This window comes from Shewanella waksmanii (genome assembly GCF_043643685.1).
Classification (GTDB): Bacteria; Pseudomonadota; Gammaproteobacteria; order Enterobacterales; family Shewanellaceae; genus Shewanella; species Shewanella waksmanii_A.
The window spans coordinates 269,025-292,039 of the sequence record NZ_JBHZSN010000004.1; the positions used below are offsets into that span (position 1 = coordinate 269,025).

Genomic DNA, 23,015 nt, shown 5'->3' on the forward strand with positions numbered 1-23,015 from the left:
TGATGACGTTAACGGTTATCGGCCTGCTAGTACTGCCGCCTCTTTAAACAGATTAAAGAAATTATCAGTAGTGTATTGAGCTAGTTCCGCATAGGGCTCCCCGCGCAACTCGGCTACAAACTCAGCGACATCACGAACAAAAGCGGGTTGATTCTCTTTGCCTCTATGAGGGACTGGCGCTAGGTAGGGCGAATCAGTTTCCACCAATAAACGATCCTTTGGCACTTTCCTTATCACGCTGCGCAATTCACCAGCATTTTTAAAGGTGACGATGCCTGACACAGAAATGTAAAAGCCCAAATCTATCGCTGCTTTAGCCATTTCCCAATTTTCAGTGAAACAGTGCAAAACACCACCCACTTTATCGGCATTACCTTGCTTTAAAAAAGCGATAGTATCTTCACGAGCGTCTCGAGTGTGGACAATAAGGGGTTTATTGACCTCAACAGCAAGCGCTATTTGTTGTTCAAAGCACTGCTGCTGCAAGGTTTTAGTTTCATTAGCATAAAAGTAATCCAAACCCGTTTCACCTATGGCGACAACCTTAGGATCTTTAATATATTCAGTCAGCTCCTCTGTGTTTAAACCTTCTTGCACATCCAATGGATGAACGCCTGCTGATAGGAAAATCTCATCAAATGCAGCCATTTTCTGCTGCATTTCGCGGAAACCTTTTTGTCGAACGTTAACACATAAAAAATGGCTAATGTCGCGAGCTTTTGCCTGGTTAATGATATCAACCAAACTATCGTGATCAGGTGCAGACTTGAGTCTATCTAAATGGCAATGGGAGTCGATTAGCACGGGTGGTACTCTAATTAATCTATATAAAATAAAGACCGCAAGAATACAGAGCTACATGGTACAGGTCAAATCACCTGAAGCGAGCTCGCGGGACAACAGGTTTTCAATATGGTGTTTGTGAGTGTCGGGATCGGTCAAAATTTTAACCCCTATGCCAGCGGGTCGTCCGCCAGACGCACCCAGCGGATTAATCCAAACCACCGCCCCTTTAAACTCTTGTTTAGTCGTGCTACCAGGCAGTTGGTAGGCAATAGTCAGTTCTTGACCTAAAAAATGGCTTTCGGTAGTAGCAACAAACAAACCCGCTGGTTGTATAAACGGCATATATGCGCGATACAACTGATGCAGAGTGTCAAAGTTTACTACCAAATCTACCATACTATAAGTTAACTTCCTGTTAGCTGATTATACCGAGCCAAGTAATTCTGAAATAAACCTAACGCATTGATATTAGGCATTAATGCAAGTTCATGACAGGTTTTCATCACCAAGGTAGATAACTCAACAATATTTGCTGCTAACAAAGCATCTATCTGTGGCGTTTTTAGCAGCTTTTGCCGCAGCACAAGGTATAAAACTTTATGCGCATCAGAAACTTGCTTTTCATCAATATTCATTAAATTAGCACACAGGTGACCAGACGACAAACTCTCAATCCAATCTTTGCGCAGCTGTATTAAGGTTTGATACCTGCCATCGGTAATCGCATCAGCTAAATCCTGCGGCCCGCCAACCACTGGCAAACACCAAGTTGTGTCTTGTCTAACCTGTACTTGCTGTTGTAACCAATGGTTGATATCTGCATGACTAGGTAATGGAATATGCAGTCGCTGACATCGGCTACTGATGGTCGCAAGTAGATGGGCGGGTTGAGAACTTTGCAGGATAAGTAACGTTCCCTCCCCTGGTTCTTCCAAGGTTTTTAACAGCGCATTAGCAGCGGCTTGATTCATCTTTTCACTTTGTTGAATCACCGCAACTCGGCGGCCACCTTGCTGCGCTGTCGCCATTAAGTCCTGACAAAGCGTTCTGATTTGATCAACTTTAATCTGGTTGCCATCAGCAGCAACTTGGTATAAATCCGGGTGATTTCCCGCCGCTATTAACAAGCAGGATTTACACTGACCACACGCGCCGTTTACGGTGGGAGCAGCACAAAGCGCAGCTTGGGCAAAGCTATCAATGAAGTCTTTGGCGCCGTAGCCTGAATGTAAGCCCAGCAAATAAGCATGACCTAGGGTTTGATTAACAATTTGTTCGAAGCAATGCCGACTTACATCGTTTAACCAAGGAAAACGACTCATCAATTACCAGCCTTGTGCCTGTAATACTGCAATAATGTCTTTATGTACTGCAGCCATGCTTTGACTGGCATCGATGACTTTGATGCTGTCATCTTGGTCAGCCAATGATAAATAAGTGCTTCGAGCTCGTTCGAAAAAGCTGACTTCTTGTTGTTCAATTCGATCAAGAGCGCCGCGGTCTGCCGCGCGACTTAATCCAAGTTTCGGCTCAATATCTAGGTATAAGGTCAAGTCCGGCTTAAAATCACCTAAGGTGATATCACTTAATGACTTAACCACGTCATACAAGCCACGTCCTCCACCTTGGTAGGCAAGAGATGATAAGTTATGACGGTCGCCCAATACCCATTGACCATTATCAAGTGCTGGTTGAATCACATTAGCAATAAGTTGTGCCCTTGCTGCATAAATCAGCAAACATTCCGCTTTATTACATAGTGGATCACTTTCATCGGCAATTTTCACTAAATCGCGCATTTTCTCAGCGAGCGGCGTGCCACCAGGCTCCCGGGTGCACACAGGCACTGCGCCGGTGTGCTTTTCAATAAAATCTTTAACTAAAGCGATAGCGCTGGATTTGCCGGCGCCTTCCAATCCTTCAATGACAATAAATTTGGCGGTCTGTGAGTTATTCATCTATTTCTCTGATACTTATTTACGGCGCGGTTATGTTCTGCCAAGGTTCTAGAAAATACGTGACTACCATCATTACGCGACACAAAATAAAAATAATCGACATCTGCAGGGTGAGCTGCAGCCTCTAATGACGCGCCGCTGGGAGCTGCAATCGGTGTTGGCGTTAAGCCATTGATACGATACGTATTAAACGGTGTATGTTCACGTAAATCTTTACGAGTAATATTGCCCTGATATCGCTCGCCCATGCCATATATAACTGTAGGGTCGGTCTGTAAGCGCATGCCCTTACGCAAACGATTAGTGAACACCGCCGATATCCACGGACGCTCACTTGCTTTGCCCGTTTCTTTTTCAATGATAGACGCCATAATTAGCAACTCATAAGGCGACTTCAGCGGGATGCTGGTATCACGGTTTTGCCAAATCTGTTCAAGTTGTTGCTGCATCTTTAAATAACTTTGTTCCACGATACTTTGCACACTAGCACCCGCGTGATAATGATAAGTATCAGGATAAAATTTACCTTCTGGCAATCCGGACTCGTCACCATGCTTAACTAATACTGCGTTAAATACGTCCTCGACCTCATTACTGGTATAGTCAGTTTGTGCTAATACTTGGCGCCATTCATTAATATTTTGTCCCTCTATTAAGGTGACACTAAATACCTTCTCTTTGCCTTGATTCAAGCGCTTGACAAGATCAACAAAGCTGTCTCCGGGTAAAATATCGTAGTAACCAGAGCGAATATCAGCCAATTGTGGTTGCAATTTTATCAACACTTTTGCAGGCCATGTTTCATCAATGAGTTGTCGCTGCTGTAACTCGTTAAGAAACTGATTAAACGAAGTGCCGCGGGTTAACTCTAGCGTTTGTGCTTCGGTTAACGACAAAGGCGATGAACTAAAACTTTGTACATGTTGATGAACATAGAACATTCCCGCCAGCGCAATGGTTGCAAGCGTGAACAATAAACCAGCTAGGGTAATAAAGGTTTTTTTCATAATTGAAGGTTTAAGGCACTACGTAAGGTTTCGGTAAATGATGCACGTTGGTAAAGCTTATCATCAATGCGATTGATATCGATGATGCCAAATAAACTATTACTAATAAAGACACTTTCAGCTTGTAAAAGTCGCGCTCTATCAATTTGAGTCGCCTCAACACTGTAACCTTGCTGCGCCAATGTGCAGATTATCTGCTGACGCATCACCCCTGCGACCCCTGCATGAGCTAAACAGGGGGTATAAACACGGTCATTGGTGACGATAAATAAATTAGCAATTGCAGTTTCAGTTACCCAACCTTGTGTGTCACACACCACCACATCATCACAGTCTTGGGGTAAAGGTTGCTGACGAATCAACACTTGCTCTAAACGGTTTAAGTGTTTCATACCAGCTAAACGAGGTTGCCTGGCCAGTGAAAAATCACTCACACTAAGATTAATGCCCTGTTGTTGCCACTGGGCATAATGGGCAGGAATGGGGTGAATGGATACGACTTCAGTAAGCGACGCTACTTGTGGCGCCTGATAACCGCGCCCGCCACTACCTCGGCTAAGTAGAACTTTAAGGCAACCATCTTGACCGAAATCTTGATAAGCTTGCTGACAAATCTTCACTAAAAAATCAGTCAATTCAGCACTCGCTTGCCAATCTATCGACAAGCGTTGGCAACTTTGAGCCAATCGTGCAAGATGCGTATCAACAAATAATGGGCCATGTTGATTAAAGCGCATGGTCGCAAACACGCCGTCACCGTAGGCGAGCCCGCGATCGGTCGCAGCAATATGATGACTTAACTGTCGATTAACCCATAACACCTGAATTAATCACCCTGCTCGCTGGCATGACTGTCATCATAACGTGCAACACCCAAATCTCGACGAGTACCAGCACAATGACCTTCATTGGTCGCGCTGTGTGGTTCTATCAGTGAACTTTGCCTGATTTGGGCTATGCGCATCTATGTCTCACTCCAATTTAATCCGTTATTTAGCAAGAAGATGTTGAATACGCGTTTTCAAAATATCTGTCGCAATGCGGTTTTTACCACCTCTTGGCACGATAATATCAGCATACTGCTTTGACGGCTCAATAAACTGCAAAAACATCGGTCTTACGGTGTCGGTGTATTGTTGCATTACAGACTCCATGGTGCGGCCGCGCTCTGCTACATCACGACTTAGTCTGCGCATAAAACAGATATCCAAGGGAGTATCCATAAACACGCTGGCATCCATCAAATCTCGTAATTGAGGATCGGTTAATAACAAAATCCCCTCAAGAATAATTACCTTTTTTGGCGTCATGGGCACGCATTCATCCATACGATTATGTACCGAATAATCATATTTTGGAATATCAACAGCTTGCCCTTGTTTCAAGGCACTTAAGTGCTGCGCTAGCAACTCATGGTCAAGCGCCTTAGGGTGGTCATAATTGGTTTGTACCCTACCTTCCATTGATAAATGAGTCTGATCTTTATAATAAGCATCTTCGGCAATCACACCGATTTGGTCGGTGCCTAAATCACGACATAGCTCTTCATAAATCGTTTTAGCGATTAGACTCTTACCAGAAGCTGATGCCCCAGCGATACCAATAATGACACATTGAGAACTCATCAAAACTTACCTTTACTCATCATCTGAAATAGAAATAGACACAGCAGGTTGTGCCTGAACTAACGCTAATTGTGCACCGACTTTACGGGCGATATCACGGTAAATATTAGCAACATGGCTATCACTGTCAGACACAACAGTTGGCGCGCCTTTGTCAACATCTTCACGGATATTCAATTGCAATGGCAACTCGCCAAGTAACGGTACATTGTATCGCTCGGCCATTTTTGCACCGCCTTGCTGACCAAATGGGTGCTCTTTATGGCCACACTCGCTGCACTGATGAAAGCTCATGTTTTCAACAATACCAAGCACAGGAATATGTACCTTTTGGAACATGTTGACACCTTTTTTAGCATCGGCCAATGCAATATCTTGTGGCGTGGTCACCACCACTGCGCCGCTTACCGGTACTTTTTGAGATAAGGTCAACTGAATGTCACCGGTTCCTGGCGGCATATCAATCACTAAATAATCGAGTTCTGGCCAGCTAGTTTCATTGATAAGCTGGGCCAATGCGCCCGCTGCCATAGGGCCACGCCAAACAGCAGCTTCTTCATCATTAAGCATAAAACCAATAGATTGCGCTGTGATGCCGTGCGCGGTTGCTGCAGTCATCATTTTGCCGTCTGGAGACACAGGTTTAAAGTCAGTTACTCCAAGCATGATCGGAATCGATGGGCCATAAATATCCGCATCTAATATACCGACGCGAGCCCCTTCACTTGCCAAAGCTAATGCTAAATTTACCGACGTAGTTGACTTACCAACGCCACCTTTACCTGAAGCCACCGCAATCACTTGCTTAATGTTAGGTAATGGGTCGACATTAGCGATAGCTGAAACCGCGGCCACCTGAAAATCGATTTCACACTCAACTTCTTCAATCGCATCTAGCGTCGCTAAGCGCTTAGTTACCGCCATCACGGTATCACGGTATTGGCTTTGACAAGGATATGGGTAACACAAACCGAGTTGTAAACGCGTACCTTCTATATCTAGTTTAGTCACTAAACCGGCGCTAACTAGACCTTTGGCCAAATATGGATCTTGGAAATCATCTAAAATGGCCAAAACTGGGCCTAGAAGATCATCATTTAAACGATAATGTTGAGACGCTGAAGACAAAACGGCTACCCCCTAAAAATAATTTGACTAAGTGTATCAGAAAAACTCACAAGTATTCGCGTAGAATTAGCGCAAATGCATCAGCTTTTAATGAAAGTTAGCCTTTGATCGGTTAGTATCTATGCCATTAATATTGGGCACCAACTGATTTAGAGAAAAGATGGCAACTTCACAACGTAAAATCCTTGTTACCAGCGCACTTCCATATGCCAATGGCCCCATTCATCTGGGTCACATGCTGGAGTATATCCAAACCGATATTTGGGCACGTTTTCAAAAATTACGCGGCCACGAATGTCATTATATTTGTGCTGACGATGCACACGGCACGCCGATCATGCTTAAAGCTCAGCAGCTCGGTATTGCGCCTGAAGAGATGATTGCTCAAGTTCAAAAGGAACATGAACAGGATTTTGCAGACTTCAACATTCAGTTTGATAACTTTCATAGCACCCATAGTGATGAAAACCGTGAGTTAGCAAGCGATGTGTATATCAAATTGAGAGATAATGGTTACATCAAAACTAAAACCATTTCACAGCTATTTGATCCAGAAAAATCAATGTTCTTACCGGATCGCTTCGTTAAAGGCACCTGCCCGAAATGTAAGTCTGAAGACCAATACGGTGACAACTGCGATAACTGTGGCGCCACGTACAGTCCAACTGATCTCATTAACCCAAAATCTGCTGTGTCTGGTGCTACTCCAGTAATGAAAGACACCGAGCATTTCTTTTTTGATTTGCCCGCATTTGAAGGCATGTTAAAAGAGTGGACCACTTCAGGTTCGCTACAAACTGAAATGGCTAACAAACTCGGTGAGTGGTTTGAGCAAGGCCTGCAACAATGGGATATCACCCGTGACGCGCCCTACTTCGGCTTTGAAATTCCTGATGCACCGGGTAAGTTTTTCTACGTTTGGCTAGATGCGCCTATCGGATACATGGGGTCATTTAAAAACCTATGTGACAAGAGAGATGATCTGAACTTTGATGAGTTTTGGGCAAAAGACTCAACCGCAGAAGTGTACCACTTCATTGGTAAAGACATTGTCTATTTCCATAGCCTATTCTGGCCAGCCATGTTAGAAGGCGCAGGTTACCGCAAGCCTAACAGTGTTTATGCCCACGGTTATGTCACAGTTAACGGCGCGAAAATGTCAAAGTCAAAAGGGACTTTCATTAAAGCTCGTACCTATTTAGACAACTTAGATCCTGAGTACTTGCGTTATTATTATGCCGCAAAACTCAGCAGCAGAATTGATGATCTTGATCTGAACCTAGAAGACTTTGCTCAACGCGTTAACTCTGATTTGGTCGGCAAATTGGTTAACCTAGCTTCACGTACTGCAGGCTTCATCAGTAAGCGTTTTGATGGCAAACTAGCAGCTATCGAAGATATGACCCTCACTGACAGCTTCCTTGCTAAACAAGATGAGATTGCTAACTTCTACGAAACTCGCGAATATGGCAAAGCAATGCGCGAAATCATGGCGCTGGCCGATATCGCCAATGCGTATGTCGCTGATGCTGCACCATGGCAGTTAATCAAGCAAGAAGATCAACAAGCTCAAGCCCATCAAGTTTGTAGTAATGCGTTAAACTTGTTCCGTATTTTGGTTACTTACCTCAAGCCAGTGTTGCCAAAACTCGCCAGCGACGTTGAAGCGTTTTTACAGCTGACGCTGACTTGGGATAACTTGAATATCGACCTTGCGGGTCATGAGATCGCAAAATTCAAAGCGCTGATGCAACGTGTGGACATGAAAAACATCGAAGCGATTATCGCGGCATCGACCGAAAACCTACAGGTGGAAGAAACGCCTAAAAGCCAGCTCGACTTAGATCCAATTAGCGACGAAATCAGTTTTGACGATTTTGCCAAACTGGATTTACGTATTGCACGCATCGCTAAAGCAGAACATGTACCTGAAGCGAATAAGCTGCTTAAACTACAACTCGATTTAGGTGGCGAAACCAAACAGGTATTTGCAGGTATTAAATCTGCTTATAATCCTGAGGATCTTGAAGGCAAGTTAACTGTAATGGTTGCTAACCTTGCACCAAGAAAAATGCGTTTTGGTATGTCTGAAGGCATGGTTTTAGCTGCAGGCCCTGGTAAGAAAGACTTGTGGATCCTCGAGCCCCATGAAGGCGCTCAGCCAGGCATGCGTGTTAAGTAACACTCAAGCTTAAAACAAAAGGCCGCATAATTGCGGCCTTTTTTGTTTTATAGCATAAGGGTTAAACCGGATTATCGATGTCGATAAACTGGTGATTAACACCGAACTTCTCGGCCAAATGTTCACCTAATGCTTTAATCCCATAGCGCTCTGTAGCATGATGGCCAGCACTAAAATAGTGGATCCCTTGCTCAACAGCGCTATGGAAGGTGCGTTCTGACATTTCGCCGCTAATAAACGCATCGACCCCAGCTTGCACTGCGATATCAATATAGTCTTGCGCCCCACCGGTACACCAAGCAACCCGTTTTATTTGCTCAACTTCTGCGCCAAAATAAACAGGATCACGACCTAACGCATGATGAATTCTACCTGCAAATGCCTGTGGCGATTCAGCCTCAGCGAGCTCACCTTGCCAAACTAATCCTTGAGCAACACCTTCAATCGCCTCGGCGTTAGTTAATCCAAGCTTACGTCCCAACTGAGCGTTATTACCGATTTCGGGATGACCATCAACGGGCAAATGATAGCCAAGTAAATTGATATTATTGTCAATCAATGCCTTTATACGGCGATATTTCATGCCTGTCAGTACCTCAGGCTCGCCTTTCCAAAAAAAGCCATGATGTACAAGTAATGCGTCGGCATTAAGTTCAGCCGCTTTTTCAATCAACGCCTGACAAGCGGTAACGCCAGTAACGATGGTTTTTATTTCGCAAGCTCCCTCAACTTGCAACCCATTAGGTGCATAATCTTTGTATAACCCGACCTGTAAATAATCATTTAGGTATGAGGTTAACTCTGCTCGTTTCATTAACTTCCCTCTTGCATCTACACGCATCTAATGGCTTAGCTAAGCCGCTCTACTGCGCTAGTATATATCACTCAGTGGCCGATGAAAGTGATTCGAAAAACATGGTGAAATTTGCGCTTATAAAATCTACTTGAATGGCTTCTCATAATTGTAAAAATCACCGCTTCATGTCACTGAAATGCATCGAATGTTAGCGAAAATTGGACATTTTAGTGCTTTGCGCTATAAAATTAGGCCAAACCTTCAAGTAAACATTATAAATAAACAGGTTATTACTATGTCAAAACTGACCAAAGAAGAAGTCATCAGCGCACTGGAGTCAGCTCTTTCAAAGCAAGAAGGAAAGACTGTTGCGATTGAGCAAAAAGGCAGCTGGTACAAAATCGATGGCGGTAAATCGCTACGTTTTAGCGAACTAGAAACTATGTTGGCAGAATTGGGCGGTGAAGCACCGGTTGAACAGGCCAAAGCAGAACCCGCTAAAGCACCTGCAGCTAAGAAACCTGCCGCTAAAAAGCCAGCAGCGAACAAATCAGGTGGCAAAACACCTAAAGAGCTATGGCGTGAGAAGCTAGCAGGTAAAGGTCAATTACCTCGCGGTTTTTAAAGCATCGCTATAAAATAGATTAAGGAGCCTATTGGCTCCTTTTTTTATTGAATAACCCAATAATACCAATCGGCATTACATAAACACACCAACAGCGAATCTCAGCCAGTGCTCTGATCCATTAAAGTTATCCATTTCATTATAAAAGATGTTAATGACCAAGCTTTAACCAGTTCATGGTGTGATACCAACCTGTATCAGAAGTTGGTGTTAAGCACACTTATTCAATCGCACTATTGGCGTTACTTTTGCTAAAGCCCATACTATGATTTATCTATTCACAGCCCTGTTAATTGGGCTTGTGACCTCAACGGTGTAACAAGTAAAAATAAGGCAATAAATGAAAGGCATCATCTCAATCCAATCTCATGTGGTATTTGGTCATGCGGGCAATAGCTCAGCGGTGTTTCCATTACAGCGCATGGGAATAGAAGTATGGCCGATACATACCGTACAATTTTCCAACCACACACAATATCAGCAAGGTTGGACTGGCCGCGCATTTAATGCTGAAGATATTGCAGAGCTCATCAATGGCCTGAGCAACATTGAGCAATTAGCGCAATGCCAAGCGGTTATCACTGGTTATCAAGGCAGTGCTGAGCAGTGTCGTGCTATTATCGGGGCAGTTTCAAAGGTAAAACAGCACAACCCAAATGCCATTTATGTGTGCGATCCAGTCATGGGCGATCCCGACAAAGGCTGTATATTGGCTGAGGGAATTACTGAAGTACTCATCAATGAGGTTATGCCAATTGCCGACGTCATTGTGCCGAACCAATTTGAACTCACACAGTTTACTGGTATAGAAATTAACAGCTTAGCCGATGCTAAACTCGCCTGTGATAAGGCGCTAGCGCTTGGCCCTTCGGTTGTGCTAGTAAAACACTTACATAGCGTTTCAGACGACAAATTTACCATGATGTTGGCAACAGCACAGGGGCATTATGTCATCCAGCGCCCTCACCTTGCCTTCAGCAAACAGCCTGTTGGTGTCGGCGATTTAATCACTGCGCTATTTACCGGGGCTATGATTCAAGGAAACGATGCGGTCAGTGCCTTTGAGCATGCAACTAATGCCAGTTATGGCATTTTGTCGATGACACAACAGCTAGCACAATGGGAATTGCAAACCATTGCAGCTCAAAATGAAATCGTCTCACCAAGCAGTGTTTATCAAGCTGTCATACTATAGAGAAGGCTACTTAGCCTGATTAATATAATAATCAGGCCAGGTCGTTGGTAGGGGGTGACAACCAACTAAGCCAGTTGGTTGTTAATCGAATTTCACATTGCCATATCAACACGGACGCCACTGGCAAGATAAACCACCCTAACTTCGTCACCAGCATTAAAAATCATCCCCGGGTCTTTATCCTGAATGACCATCACCCGCTCATCGTCTTCATAGCGGATCATTAATTCTACCAATTCCATCTGCTGATAATAGCTTTGTCCGGAGCGGTGACCAATTCCAGCTCCAAGTAAAGCCCCTAATACAGTAGCGACATCTTGGCCGCTGCCGCCGCCAAATTGGTGGCCTATCACTCCACCAATAAGCGCACCGCCGAAGGTTTTCCAACCTTGATTTCTATCTTCAACAAGCTGACTTTCGGTGATATTCCGGACAGATTCGATGGTGCCGTATTCCACTTTTTGTACCGGTTGAGCCGTATTACGATCATAATTTGCTGAGACGGCAAACACACAGCCAAAAATTAACCAAACATATGCAAACACACGTACTTGAGGTTTCAACATCGCTATTTTTCCGCTAACTTATTAAGAGGCTCTTTAAGGAATTTTACTCAAAAGTGAACTCTCTGTCCTATTTAAATGATGATCTCGCGCCATTTCCATCCCCTGAGCAGGCACTTAGGGATCCAAATGGATTACTTGCCATTGGCGGAGATTTACATCCAGATAGGCTTTTAAGCGCTTATTATAACGGTATTTTTCCTTGGTTTAATGCAGACGACCCTATCCTATGGTGGTCTCCTGATCCACGAGCAGTGTTTGTTCCTAGCAGCCTGCATGTTAGTAAGAGCTTGCGAAAGTTTCTGCGTAAACAAGCATGGCGATTTACTATCAACCATGCTTTTGATGAAGTTGTTCAAGGCTGCGCAGCACCGCGGCCAGATCAAGATGGCACCTGGATCACCGCAGATATTGCCACCGCCTACGGATTACTTCATCAACAGCAGCAAGCGCACTCCCTGGAAGTTTGGCACCAAGATGAACTCATTGGTGGCTTGTATGGTATTGCAGTGGGCCAAGTATTTTGCGGTGAATCTATGTTTCATCGACAAACCAATGCCTCAAAAGCTGCCATGATGATGCTGCATCAATACCTACTGGCAAACAATTTTAAGTTGATTGATGCGCAAGTCGTCAATCCACACCTTGAGTCCTTAGGCGCAAAAGCACTAAAGCGCAGTGATTTTATCAGTCTATTGAAACGTTTTAGAGATAACCGTGTCCCAGATGATGTTTGGTATCCCAAGGAGGTTTATCTTGACCTCTGAATCACAAACTATTCAGTTAGGGATGACTGGCACATTTGCCTGTAGCTATCTACCCAATCAACAAGAGCAGTTGTTGGTACTTCAAGAAGATTACCTGAACGATAATCTATTTGAACACCTGCTCGCCATGGGTTTTCGACGCAGTGGCGGCACCATTTATAAACCACAATGCCCCCAGTGCAGCGCTTGTTTACCAATACGTATTCCAGTGGCGACGTTTAAACCCTCTAGACGGCAAAAACGTACCATGAGCAACAACCGAGATTTACATTGGCGAATAGCCAACGAACATACACCCGAGCACTATGCGCTTTATGAGCGCTATATCAATGAGCGCCACTTTGACGGCCCCATGTACCCCGCAAGCCCAGAGCAGTACCAACAGTTTGTTCAAGCTAAATGGATAGCTCCAGTACTAATAGAACTGCTAGATAGCGACGATCAATTAATCGCGGTTGCGGTGACCGATGTGTTACCTAACTCACTGTCTGCTATTTATAGTTTTTTCTCGCCCGACCATCATAAACGCTCATTAGGTAATATGATGATTTTAATCCAGCTGCAGCTTGCTAAACTAATGAATAAATCGTTTGTTTATCTGGGTTATCAAATCGATGAATCGAGAAAAATGAACTACAAGCGCAGCTTCCATTCCTACCAAGTACTGACACAACAAGGCTGGCTTGAGAGCGAATAGATAAGCAATATGGGTAAGAAATCGCCGTGAAACTTAACCTGAGCTTTACAGCGGCTTGATTTTACGGCATGATACGCCCGTTTTTAATATTTGAAGGCTAACAGGATATCTGATTAATGGCGAAAGAAGACAACATTGAGATGCAAGGCACCATCCTTGAAACCTTGCCAAATACAATGTTTCGAGTTGAGCTTGAGAATGGACACGTAGTAATTGCCCATATCTCTGGTAAAATGCGTAAAAACTACATCCGTATTTTAACGGGTGACAAGGTCACAGTTCAGCTGACCCCTTATGATCTGAGCAAAGGGCGCATCGTCTTCCGTTCACGCTAAGTTAGCTAACGACGAATTTTTAAAAAACCAGCATATTGCTGGTTTTTTTATGCCTATGATTTTAATACCAATCGGCATAAGAAAGTGATCTACTCAGAGCTAATTTTGGCAAACTAGTTCGAGACGAATAACCGAAGTAATAGTGGTTCTATTGGGAAGTTATTCAACGAAGAAGTAGGCAGCCAAAAAAGCTCACAATGGGCGAGTTTTAGCACTTCTGATACTGTGTAAACGAACTTGAACGTAGAGCCACTATGCCCTTTCATTCGTTGCATGCCACATGGATGTGGTGAATGTCATTAATGCACGACTATAGGGATATAGGAGGTAGAGTAACGCAGGAGCAGTTACCAAGGAGCATTTCATGACCTTGTCTCAGAAGCGCTAAACTCTCGCTGAGCAATCACATCTTTATGCCGATTAGTATCATGCTTAAACCCCATAAAAAAACCGCTTATTAAAGCGGTTTTTTCAGTGATAAGCAGCTGTAGATTAACTCGTGACTTTTTCACGACTATGGGTCTGGATAACAATGTCCTCGCCCTTCGCGTCAACTTGAGCAACGCCACCTTTTTCAAGGTCACCAAATAGAATCTCATCGGCTAATGGACGTTTAATCAACTCAGTGACCACCCTTGCCATTGGGCGGGCGCCCATTGACTTGTCATAGCCTTTTTCAGCCAACAAGGTTCGCGCTTCATCACTCACCTCTAGCGTAACGGATTTATCATCCAGTTGCGCTTGCAGCTCAACTAAGAACTTATCGACCACTTTGGCAATCACAGTCATATCCAAGTGATTAAACCAAATAATCTCATCGAGTCGGTTTCTAAACTCTGGTGAGAACACCTTATTAATCTCTGACATCGCATCTTGACTATGGTCTTGCTGCTTAAAGCCAATTGATTTACGTACCGTTTCTTGCACACCGGCGTTAGTGGTCATCACCAAAGTGACATTTCTAAAATCTGCTTTACGGCCGTTGTTATCAGTCAAAGTACCGTGATCCATGACCTGTAATAGCAAGTTATAAACATCAGGATGTGCTTTTTCAATTTCATCGAGCAACACCACACAATGGGGATGTTTGATCACAGCATCGGTTAACAAGCCACCTTGATCATAACCAACGTACCCTGGGGGCGCACCAATCAAACGTGATACAGTGTGGCTTTCCATGTACTCAGACATATCAAACCGCACTAGCTTTAAACCTAGGCAAGATGACAACTGATTAGTCACCTCAGTTTTACCCACGCCAGTCGGCCCTGCAAACAAGAAACTCCCCACTGGCTTCTTATCTACTCCTAAACCACTGCGAGATAAGCGTATCGCTGAACTCAATGCTTCAATCGCTTGGTCCTGGCCAAACACTACCATTTTCAGGTTACGCTCAAGGTTTTTAAGCATATCTTTGTCAGTCGCCGAAACGGACTTCTCTGGAATGCGAGCAATCTTGGCGATAATCGCTTCAATTTCTAACTGACCAATGGTTTTTTTGCGTCTACTTTGTGGCTGCATCGCCATACGAGCGCCAGCTTCATCAATCACATCTATCGCTTTGTCAGGCAAGTGACGGTCATTAATATGCTTGTCAGACAGTCTTGCTGCGGTACTCAACGCAGCTTGAGTATATCTCACGCTATGGTGCTCTTCGTACTTCGACTTCAGCCCTTGCAGGATCTTAGTCGTTTCAGCAACCGAGGGTTCATTAATATCAATTTTTTGGAAACGGCGTGCTAAGGCACGATCTTTTTCAAAAATACTTTGATACTCTTGGAAAGTCGTAGAACCCATGCAGCGTAAATTGCCGCTAGATAGCAACGGCTTTAACAAGTTAGATGCATCCATCACCCCGCCTGACGCAGCACCAGCGCCAATGATGGTATGAATTTCGTCAATAAACAAAATGGCATGCTCATCATTTTTAAGCTCTTTTAATAGCGCCTTAAATCGCTTCTCAAAATCACCACGATATTTGGTGCCCGCTAACAGTGCGCCTAAATCCAATGAGTATACCGTGGCCTCAAGCATCACTTCAGGTACTTCTTGATTAACAATACGGTACGCTAGCCCTTCAGCAATCGCGGTTTTACCAACACCCGCCTCGCCAACAAGCAACGGGTTGTTTTTACGGCGGCGACACAAAATTTGAATTGAGCGTTCAATCTCCTCACTACGACCAATCAGCGGATCGATATTTCCGGCTTTCGCTTCTTCATTAAGATTGCTAGTGAACTGCGCAAGCTTACTCTTTTCTTCAGCAGCTTCACTTTGATCTTCTATTTGCTCCTGCTCAGATGGAGTATCAATTTCATCTTTACCCACGCCATGAGAAATATAGTTAACCACATCTAAACGGGTTATCTCGCCATTGCGCAACAAATAAACCGCCTGTGACTCCTGCTCACTGAAAATAGCCACTAAGACATTGGCACCGGTCACTTCATTGCGGCCTGAAGATTGAACATGAAACACCGCCCGTTGCAGTACCCGTTGGAAACCTAATGTTGGCTGGGTTTCTCTGTCATCATCGGGATCTGAAATAATTGGGGTAGTTTGTTGAATGAAGCTAGAAACTTCTTCACGTAATTTGTCTAAATTTGCGCCACAGGCTACCAAAGCCTCCTGCGCGGCTGGGTTATCAATTAACGCCAACAATAGATGCTCTACTGTCATATATTCATGACGCGCGTCTCTGGCTTGTTGAAATGCCAGATTCAAGGTGACCTCAAGATCTTTGTTTAGCATAAGCACCCCCTAAATGAACTACAAAACTCACAAATTTAGGATTTCTCTAATGAACACAGTAACGGATGTTGGTTTTGCCTTGCAAATTGATTTACCTGCGCAACCTTAGTTTCTGCGATTCCAAAAGGAAAAACACCACAAATCCCTTTGCCTTGATGATGAATGGCAAGCATGATGTTGGTCGCTTCTTGCTCATTCTTTTTGAAAAACATTTGTAAAACCTCAATGACAAAATCCATTGGGGTGTAATCGTCATTATTTAAAATGACTTTGTACATGGAAGGCGGAGTAACTTCTGACTCAACTCGTTCTTCAACATGTTCAATATTTCCTGCTTTACCCATTGTTAAATATTAGCCTCTAGTTTTGGCTTATTCCAACTGTTAGCCATTACAACTAACAATTACCCTTTATGTCTACATCTAAAACCGTAATTGATACAACTTTTTTGTTTAATTGTTGATTTTTTGTTAACTAACTCTTGACTTATTCTTGTACTGCTTTCATTCTGTTCAATAGACGGTGAATATTTCCCGTCATTATAAGTTTTACTATCTTACTGGTAAGTAAACAACAGAAGGAAGTGGAAGTATGGCAAACGGAACTGTTAAATGGTTCAACAACGCCAAAGGTTTTGGGTTTATCTGCCCTGATGCTGGTGGTGAAGATGTTTTTGCACACTATTCTACCATTGAAATGGAAGGCTATCGAACTCTAAAAGCAGGCCAACCAGTTCAATTTGAAGTAGAACAAGGTCCAAAAGGAATGCACGCTTCAGCAATATCGCCCACAAAATAGTCGGTGCGAACATAAAAAGGCAGGGAGTTACCCTGCCTTTTTTATGTCTATCGTCGACAAATAAAGATCATTTAAGCCACCTATACAAGCGTAACTTTGCCGCAAACTAATATCTGCTTTGGCAATTGAACCTTGTGAAATTGTTATTTTAGCGAACTAAACAGATCTTAACGAAATACCATACAAGCCGTTTCAAGTTAGCTAATAATAAAAAAGGGAGCCTAAGCTCCCTTTTAAATCAAATGCGCTGTTTAGTTAAACAAACTGTTTAATGTCTGGCTTGGACGCATCGCTGTAGAGGCTTTAGCCGCATCTAAGCGGAAATAACCGCCTAAATCGACAGCTGGGCCTTGAGCGCCATTTAACTCAGCAACAATCACTGCTTCATTCTCGATCAATGCTGAGGCAAGACCACTAAACTCCGCTTTTAGCTCTGCATCAGCATCTTGTGCAGCAAGCGCTTGTGCCCAGAACTGCGCCAAATAGAAGTGGCTACCACGGTTGTCTAGTTCACCCACACGACGTGAAGGAGAACGGTTTTCATCGAGGAACTTACCAATAGCGCTATCTAACGAATCAGCCAGTACTTGTGCACGAGCATTGCCATTGGTTTGACTTAAATGCTCTAAAGATGCGGCTAAGGCTAAAAACTCACCCAGTGAATCCCAGCGTAAATGCCCTTCTTTCTCGACTTGCTGCACATGCTTAGGCGCACTACCACCGGCACCGGTTTCAAATAAACCACCACCGTTCATTAGCGGTACAATTGACAGCATTTTAGCACTGGTACCAAGCTCAAGAATCGGGAACAAATCAGTCAAATAGTCACGTAATACGTTACCGGTAACCGAAATAGTATCTTTGCCTTCTTTGATACGCGCTAACGAGAACTTAGTCGCTTCAACTGGAGACTTGATATAAAGCTCAAGGCCACTCGTTTCGTGGTCTTGAAGATATGTCTTCACCTTAGCAATTAACTGTGCATCATGAGCACGGTTTTCATCTAGCCAAAATACCGCTGGCGTATTTGATAAGCGTGAACGGTTTACAGCAAGTTTAACCCAATCACGAATTGGTGCATCTTTAACCTGACACATTCTCCAGATATCGCCTTGCTCTACGCTATGAGAAAGCAGTACGTTACCCGCAGCATCAATCACTTCGATGGTACCATTGGCAGCCACTTCAAATGTTTTATCATGGCTACCATACTCTTCAGCTTTTTGTGCCATTAGACCAACATTTGGCACGCTACCCATTGTGGTTGGGTCAAATGCGCCATTGGCTTTACAGAAGCTGATAGTTTCTTGGTAAACACCCGCATAGCTGCGATCTGGAATTAGCGCTTTGGTATCTTTCAGCTTGCCGTCAGGGCCCCACATCTGGCCTGAAGAGCGAATTGCTGCTGGCATAGATGCATCAATAATCACATCGCTCGGTACGTGTAGGTTAGTAATACCTTTATCTGAATCAACCATGGCTAATTCTGGACGCTCTGCATAAATTGCCGCTATATCCGCTTCAATTTCAGCACGTTTAGCATCGTCAACATTGGCTAGTTTTGCATAAACATCACCAAAACCATTATTGGCATCAACACCTAGTTGCTCAAATAGCTCGCCATGTTTGGCGAACAGTTCCTTGAAGTAAACTTTGACAGCATGACCAAACAAAATTGGGTCAGAAACTTTCATCATGGTCGCTTTAAGGTGTAGAGACAACAATACGTCTTCATCTTTCGCTGCAGCGATCTCACGCTCTAAGTATGTCACTAACGCTTTGTTACTCATTACCGCGGCATCAACCACTTCACCAGCTTGTAAAGCAAGGCCAGACTTCAAGGTTGTTTGTTGACCATCAGCTTGCTTAAGCACGATATCGACACTGGTGTCACTCGCCACGGTAAGCGACTGTTCGCTACCATAAAAGTCACCGCCATCCATATGAGCAACATGTGACTTAGAATCACTGCTCCACGCCCCCATTGAATGTGGATTTTTCTTAGCGTAGTTTTTAACAGAACCTGGTGCACGACGGTCTGAGTTACCTTCACGCAATACTGGGTTTACGGCACTGCCTTTAATCTTGTCATAGCGCGCTTTAATATCAGACTCTTGCTCATTAGCTGGCTCATCTGGGTAGTTTGGCAACGCGTAACCTTTATCTTGAAGCTCGCTGATACACGCTTTCAACTGAGGGATCGACGCACTGATGTTAGGCAGTTTAATGATGTTCGCTTGAGGCTGTTTAGCCAGTTCGCCTAATTCAGCTAACGCATCAGAAATACGTTGCTCTTCAGTTAAAAATTCTGGGAAATTAGCAATTACACGACCAGAAAGAGAAATATCGCGAGTTTCAACACTCACACCAGCGGCTTTAGTAAACTTTTGAATAATTGGTAGAAAAGAAAGTGTTGCTAGTGCCGGAGCTTCATCTGTTTCCGTATAGATAATCGTTGGGTTATCGTTCATTTTGTGTCCTACGTGTTTTATAAAATAAAGCGTTAGTAATTATTGAAATCTTTTAATATTTATATGGTTTATATTGGGATCTACGCCCCTTTATATCTAATGCAGTAATTGAGAGTGCTGGTTGTTAGGTAGGCCAGAAAACGCATTACTACAGGCGTTGTACATATCAAAATGGGTAAATAACTTGCTTTAGATCACATTTTTATGGCGAACATCATAAATGATCCACAGTAATATTCAAATTCCACTAATGGCGAATGCAACGTACAATAGTGGAATGACTTCTCACTATGCCAGAACTTAACCACTTTGACTGCATCAAATTGTTCCAAACGCAAACCAAAAACCAGCCATACTTCATGGCGCAAGCTCGCTAAACCTCACGCGACAGCTAATAAGCCACAGCGACGTGGAAAACCGAGCAAAGTGAATAGTAAACCTCGCAGTGACAACCCCGTTATTGTGTTGTTTAACAAACCATTTGACGTATTGTGTCAGTTTACCGATGAACAAGGTCGACGCACATTAAAAGATTACATCCCCATTGCGGATGTTTATGCCGCAGGAAGACTTGATCGAGACAGTGAAGGTTTATTGTTGCTCACTAACGACGGTCCTTTACAGGCAAAAATCACCCAGCCGAATAAAAAAACCTATAAAACCTACTGGGTTCAAGTTGAAGGTCAGCCCAGTGATGCAGTGCTTGAGCAATTACGCCAAGGCGTTACCTTAAAAGATGGCCCTACCCTACCGGCAAAGGTTAAGGTGATTGAATCACCTGATGTGTGGCCTAGAACACCGCCGATAAGAGAAAGAAAGAATATCGCCACCACTTGGTTATCGATTGAAATTTGTGAAGGTAGAAACCGGCAAGTCAGACGTATGACTGCCCATGTGGGCTACCCGACACTCAGATTGATTCGTTATAAAATAGGTCAATGGAGCCTAGATGATCTTAAAAATGGTGAATATCGGGTTTTGCCACAACAGTAAGGAAAGTTGATGTCACAGCGCTATAAACCAAATACCACCGTAGCCTGCGTGGTTCATTGCCAAGATAAGTACTTATTAGTCGAAGAATATATTGATGGTGAGCTTCGCTATAACCAACCTGCAGGTCACCTAGAAGCCAACGAAAGCCTAATATCTGCTTGCCAGCGTGAGCTACATGAAGAAACAGGCCTAGACATTGCACCAAGCTATTTACTCGGCATCTACCAATTTAGTGCAAATAAAGATTTAGCGTTCGTGCGCTATACCTTTGCTATCGATCTTGAAAATCAGCCAACGACTCAACCCCTAGATCAAGCAATAAACCGAGCCTTATGGCTAAGCATTGAGCAAATTGAGCAAATACGTGACCAGCTTCGTAGCCCATTGGTCATGCAATCCATCTTAGATCACCAACAAGGAAAACACTTTCCGCTTACAGTGCTAAATTCTCGCTTTCTGTAGTTAGCCCCAACTGATAATGCATGATAGAATATGCCCCCGCTAAAAGCGGCAAACTGAAATCGGCGGCACATAGCGCTTTAAATTAAAGGGCGCGTCGCAATTTCGCTGTTAAGAATTAAACGGTTTTTAGGATCTATGGCATTAATCAAACCCAATCCAAACGGTAAAAAAGTCATCGTTGGCATGTCTGGCGGTGTTGACTCTTCTGTATCTGCATATTTATTGATGAAACAAGGCTATCAAGTTGAAGGCTTGTTCATGAAAAACTGGGAAGAAGATGATACCGATGAGTATTGTGCGGCTGCCGAAGATTTAAAAGATGCCCAAGCGGTTTGTGACAAATTAGGGATTAAACTCCACACCGTTAATTTTGCGGCTGAATATTGGGACAATGTGTTTGAATACTTCCTTGCTGAATACAAGGCTGGCAGAACACCTAACCCCGATATCATGTGTAATAAAGAGATCAAATTCAAAGCGTTTTTAGATTTCGCTGATGATATTTTAGATGCTGACTATATCGCTATGGGTCACTATGTCCGCCGCAGCGATGAAACCGGCCAAAGTCAGATGCTTCGTGGCGTCGACAATAATAAAGACCAAAGCTACTTCTTGTATACCTTAAGCCATGAACAGATTGCTCGCTCGCTGTTTCCAGTGGGCGAATTGCAAAAAAGTGAAGTACGAGAAATTGCCAAAGAAATGGGCTTAGTTACCCATGACAAAAAAGACAGTACAGGTATTTGCTTTATTGGCGAGCGTAAGTTCACTGATTTCCTCAGTACCTTTTTACCCGCTCAACCCGGTAAAATTGAAACCGCTGAAGGCGAAGTCATCGGCGAGCACCAAGGTTTGATGTACCATACTCTTGGCCAGCGTAAAGGCTTAGGTATTGGCGGCATGAAAAATAGCAATGATGATCCTTGGTATGTGGTCGATAAAGACCTAGAACGCAACGTACTTGTTGTCGGCCAAGGTGGTCAGCACCCTCGATTGATGTCGATAGGCTTTTATGCTGATCAACTACATTGGGTTGACCGCATCGGTCCTAAAGATGGCGCTAAAATTACCGTTAAAACACGTTATCGCCAACGTGATGTCGCCTGTACACTGAGCATTGAAGACGAAGATCGAATTAAAGTGATATTCGATGAGCCTGTTGCGGCAGTGACACCGGGCCAATCTGCGGTGTTTTACCATGAAGATGTCTGCCTAGGTGGCGGCATTATTGATAGCTTAATAAGAGAATAGCCCGTGAGCGATCCGATTTTTGACCGCACCATGGCGTTTGCCGGTATTTTACAGGCCATCGCCCAAGTTCAGTATGTAGCCCGTCACGGTAGTACAGATAGTGAACAGCTGGCAGCTGCATTGAACAGTATTCTTGTTACAAACCCAGATAATACTGCTGATGTTTATGCTGATAAAGTCGCCCTAAACAAAGGCTATCAGCTAATCATTAACCAGCTTGGTGATGATAAATCCAAAGATGTTGAAGTCACTCGTTACTTGGTCGGTATCCTTGCGCTAGAGCGTAAACTCGCGCGGTCATCCAACGCCCTAGGTATGCTGTCTGAGCGTATAAATCAAGTAGATCGCCAGCTACACCATTTTGAAATTACCGATGAGCAGGTAGTTGCTAACTTTGCTGGTATCTATAGCGATATCATCAGTAATCTTGGGCCTAAAATCCAAATCTCAGGTAATCCTGAGTTTTTAAAACAACCTCAAGTTCAGCAGAAAATCCGTGCGTTACTACTGTCTGCTATGCGCAGTGCCGTATTGTGGCGCCAACTCGGAGGCAAACGTAGACACCTTGTCTTCGCGAGAAAATCAATAGTCGATATAGCTAAAAAAAGTCTTACCCTATAATAAG

General features: G+C 43.7%; 25 protein-coding genes. 11 read left to right on the plus strand and 14 right to left on the minus strand.

Going from position 1 to position 23,015, the window contains the following annotated elements:
- Positions 1 to 15 precede the first annotated feature (15 nt).
- The 9 genes from ACHUFW_RS08090 to apbC are packed head-to-tail and all read right to left on the minus strand — an operon-like array spanning position 16 to position 6,504.
- Entirely contained in the window at positions 16 to 804 is a 789-nt protein-coding gene (locus ACHUFW_RS08090; protein WP_394202056.1) for a TatD family hydrolase, read from the minus strand.
- A gap of 51 nt (positions 805 to 855) precedes the next feature.
- Positions 856 to 1,182 carry a PilZ domain-containing protein gene (locus ACHUFW_RS08095; protein ID WP_394202058.1) on the minus strand — a complete coding sequence of 109 codons (327 nt, stop codon included), beginning with the start codon at positions 1,180 to 1,182 and terminating at the stop codon, positions 856 to 858.
- Between the two features lie 8 nt (positions 1,183 to 1,190).
- The gene (gene holB, locus ACHUFW_RS08100; protein WP_394202060.1) at positions 1,191 to 2,108 is read right to left on the minus strand and encodes a DNA polymerase III subunit delta'; all 918 of its coding nucleotides are present in this window, start codon (positions 2,106 to 2,108) and stop codon (positions 1,191 to 1,193) included.
- A gap of 3 nt (positions 2,109 to 2,111) precedes the next feature.
- Positions 2,112 to 2,744: a dTMP kinase gene (gene tmk / locus ACHUFW_RS08105; protein ID WP_394202061.1), complete on the minus strand. Its 633-nt coding sequence runs from the start codon at positions 2,742 to 2,744 to the stop codon at positions 2,112 to 2,114.
- Positions 2,741 to 3,751 (minus strand): endolytic transglycosylase MltG, encoded by a 1,011-nt coding sequence (gene mltG / locus ACHUFW_RS08110; protein WP_394202063.1) that lies wholly within the window; start codon positions 3,749 to 3,751, stop codon positions 2,741 to 2,743. The genes tmk and mltG overlap by 4 nt, the downstream gene beginning before the upstream one ends.
- Complete coding sequence (gene pabC, locus ACHUFW_RS08115) at positions 3,748 to 4,572, minus strand: aminodeoxychorismate lyase (RefSeq protein ID WP_394202064.1); 825 nt, start codon at positions 4,570 to 4,572, stop codon at positions 3,748 to 3,750. Before pabC ends, mltG begins: the two co-directional genes overlap by 4 nt.
- Before the next feature lie 5 nt (positions 4,573 to 4,577).
- Positions 4,578 to 4,715 (minus strand): hypothetical protein, encoded by a 138-nt coding sequence (locus tag ACHUFW_RS08120; RefSeq protein WP_394202065.1) that lies wholly within the window; start codon positions 4,713 to 4,715, stop codon positions 4,578 to 4,580.
- A gap of 25 nt (positions 4,716 to 4,740) precedes the next feature.
- On the minus strand, positions 4,741 to 5,379 hold the full coding sequence (gene udk, locus ACHUFW_RS08125) for a uridine kinase (protein ID WP_394202066.1): 639 nt from the start codon (positions 5,377 to 5,379) through the stop codon (positions 4,741 to 4,743).
- 9 nt (positions 5,380 to 5,388) lie between these two features.
- On the minus strand, positions 5,389 to 6,504 hold the full coding sequence (gene apbC, locus ACHUFW_RS08130) for an iron-sulfur cluster carrier protein ApbC (RefSeq protein WP_394202068.1): 1,116 nt from the start codon (positions 6,502 to 6,504) through the stop codon (positions 5,389 to 5,391).
- A gap of 160 nt (positions 6,505 to 6,664) precedes the next feature.
- On the opposite strand from apbC, the gene metG reads away from it, so the two are divergent.
- Positions 6,665 to 8,686, plus strand: a complete 2,022-nt coding sequence (gene metG / locus ACHUFW_RS08135) for a methionine--tRNA ligase (RefSeq protein WP_394202069.1) — start codon at positions 6,665 to 6,667, stop codon at positions 8,684 to 8,686.
- A gap of 61 nt (positions 8,687 to 8,747) precedes the next feature.
- On the opposite strand, the gene ACHUFW_RS08140 is transcribed toward metG, so the two are convergent.
- Complete coding sequence (locus tag ACHUFW_RS08140) at positions 8,748 to 9,500, minus strand: Nif3-like dinuclear metal center hexameric protein (protein ID WP_394202070.1); 753 nt, start codon at positions 9,498 to 9,500, stop codon at positions 8,748 to 8,750.
- Between the two features lie 277 nt (positions 9,501 to 9,777).
- Here ACHUFW_RS08140 and ACHUFW_RS08145 point away from each other — a divergent pair, with 277 nt between their 5' ends.
- Positions 9,778 to 10,107: a hypothetical protein gene (locus tag ACHUFW_RS08145; protein ID WP_394202072.1), complete on the plus strand. Its 330-nt coding sequence runs from the start codon at positions 9,778 to 9,780 to the stop codon at positions 10,105 to 10,107.
- Between the two features lie 340 nt (positions 10,108 to 10,447).
- A complete protein-coding gene (gene pdxY, locus ACHUFW_RS08150; protein ID WP_394202074.1) occupies positions 10,448 to 11,302 on the plus strand; it encodes a pyridoxal kinase PdxY in 855 nt (284 codons plus the stop codon).
- A gap of 92 nt (positions 11,303 to 11,394) precedes the next feature.
- Here pdxY and ACHUFW_RS08155 read toward each other — a convergent pair whose 3' ends face one another.
- Positions 11,395 to 11,868, minus strand: a complete 474-nt coding sequence (locus ACHUFW_RS08155) for an outer membrane lipoprotein (RefSeq protein ID WP_394202075.1) — start codon at positions 11,866 to 11,868, stop codon at positions 11,395 to 11,397.
- Positions 11,869 to 11,921: 53 nt separating this feature from the next.
- Between ACHUFW_RS08155 and aat the strand changes: the two genes are divergently transcribed.
- From aat to infA, 3 genes are all read left to right on the plus strand, one after another.
- Positions 11,922 to 12,632, plus strand: coding sequence for a leucyl/phenylalanyl-tRNA--protein transferase (gene aat / locus ACHUFW_RS08160; protein WP_394202077.1), 711 nt, complete (start codon positions 11,922 to 11,924; stop codon positions 12,630 to 12,632).
- Positions 12,622 to 13,329, plus strand: coding sequence for an arginyltransferase (locus tag ACHUFW_RS08165; RefSeq protein ID WP_394202079.1), 708 nt, complete (start codon positions 12,622 to 12,624; stop codon positions 13,327 to 13,329). The genes aat and ACHUFW_RS08165 overlap by 11 nt, the downstream gene beginning before the upstream one ends.
- Before the next feature lie 116 nt (positions 13,330 to 13,445).
- The gene (infA, locus tag ACHUFW_RS08170; RefSeq protein ID WP_011865366.1) at positions 13,446 to 13,664 is read left to right on the plus strand and encodes a translation initiation factor IF-1; all 219 of its coding nucleotides are present in this window, start codon (positions 13,446 to 13,448) and stop codon (positions 13,662 to 13,664) included.
- A gap of 492 nt (positions 13,665 to 14,156) precedes the next feature.
- On the opposite strand, the gene clpA is transcribed toward infA, so the two are convergent.
- Together clpA and clpS are read right to left on the minus strand one after the other, a co-directional pair.
- Positions 14,157 to 16,415: an ATP-dependent Clp protease ATP-binding subunit ClpA gene (gene clpA, locus ACHUFW_RS08175; RefSeq protein WP_394202080.1), complete on the minus strand. Its 2,259-nt coding sequence runs from the start codon at positions 16,413 to 16,415 to the stop codon at positions 14,157 to 14,159.
- Positions 16,416 to 16,450: 35 nt separating this feature from the next.
- Positions 16,451 to 16,759: an ATP-dependent Clp protease adapter ClpS gene (gene clpS / locus ACHUFW_RS08180; RefSeq protein WP_394202082.1), complete on the minus strand. Its 309-nt coding sequence runs from the start codon at positions 16,757 to 16,759 to the stop codon at positions 16,451 to 16,453.
- 247 nt (positions 16,760 to 17,006) lie between these two features.
- On the opposite strand from clpS, the gene cspD reads away from it, so the two are divergent.
- A complete protein-coding gene (cspD, locus tag ACHUFW_RS08185; protein ID WP_028772367.1) occupies positions 17,007 to 17,213 on the plus strand; it encodes a cold shock domain-containing protein CspD in 207 nt (68 codons plus the stop codon).
- 251 nt (positions 17,214 to 17,464) lie between these two features.
- Here the strand turns inward: cspD and ACHUFW_RS08190 are convergent, their stop codons facing one another.
- Complete coding sequence (locus tag ACHUFW_RS08190) at positions 17,465 to 19,684, minus strand: NADP-dependent isocitrate dehydrogenase (protein ID WP_394202084.1); 2,220 nt, start codon at positions 19,682 to 19,684, stop codon at positions 17,465 to 17,467.
- Between the two features lie 309 nt (positions 19,685 to 19,993).
- On the opposite strand from ACHUFW_RS08190, the gene ACHUFW_RS08195 reads away from it, so the two are divergent.
- The 4 genes from ACHUFW_RS08195 (at position 19,994) to hflD (ending at position 23,011) form a co-directional block, all read left to right on the plus strand.
- The gene (locus tag ACHUFW_RS08195; protein WP_394202086.1) at positions 19,994 to 20,677 is read left to right on the plus strand and encodes an rRNA large subunit pseudouridine synthase E; all 684 of its coding nucleotides are present in this window, start codon (positions 19,994 to 19,996) and stop codon (positions 20,675 to 20,677) included.
- A 9-nt stretch (positions 20,678 to 20,686) separates the two neighbouring features.
- Positions 20,687 to 21,139, plus strand: coding sequence for an NUDIX hydrolase (locus tag ACHUFW_RS08200; protein ID WP_394202088.1), 453 nt, complete (start codon positions 20,687 to 20,689; stop codon positions 21,137 to 21,139).
- A gap of 135 nt (positions 21,140 to 21,274) precedes the next feature.
- The gene (gene mnmA / locus ACHUFW_RS08205; RefSeq protein ID WP_394202089.1) at positions 21,275 to 22,390 is read left to right on the plus strand and encodes a tRNA 2-thiouridine(34) synthase MnmA; all 1,116 of its coding nucleotides are present in this window, start codon (positions 21,275 to 21,277) and stop codon (positions 22,388 to 22,390) included.
- Between the two features lie 3 nt (positions 22,391 to 22,393).
- The gene (hflD, locus tag ACHUFW_RS08210; protein WP_394202090.1) at positions 22,394 to 23,011 is read left to right on the plus strand and encodes a high frequency lysogenization protein HflD; all 618 of its coding nucleotides are present in this window, start codon (positions 22,394 to 22,396) and stop codon (positions 23,009 to 23,011) included.
- The last annotated feature ends 4 nt before the right edge of the window (positions 23,012 to 23,015 follow it).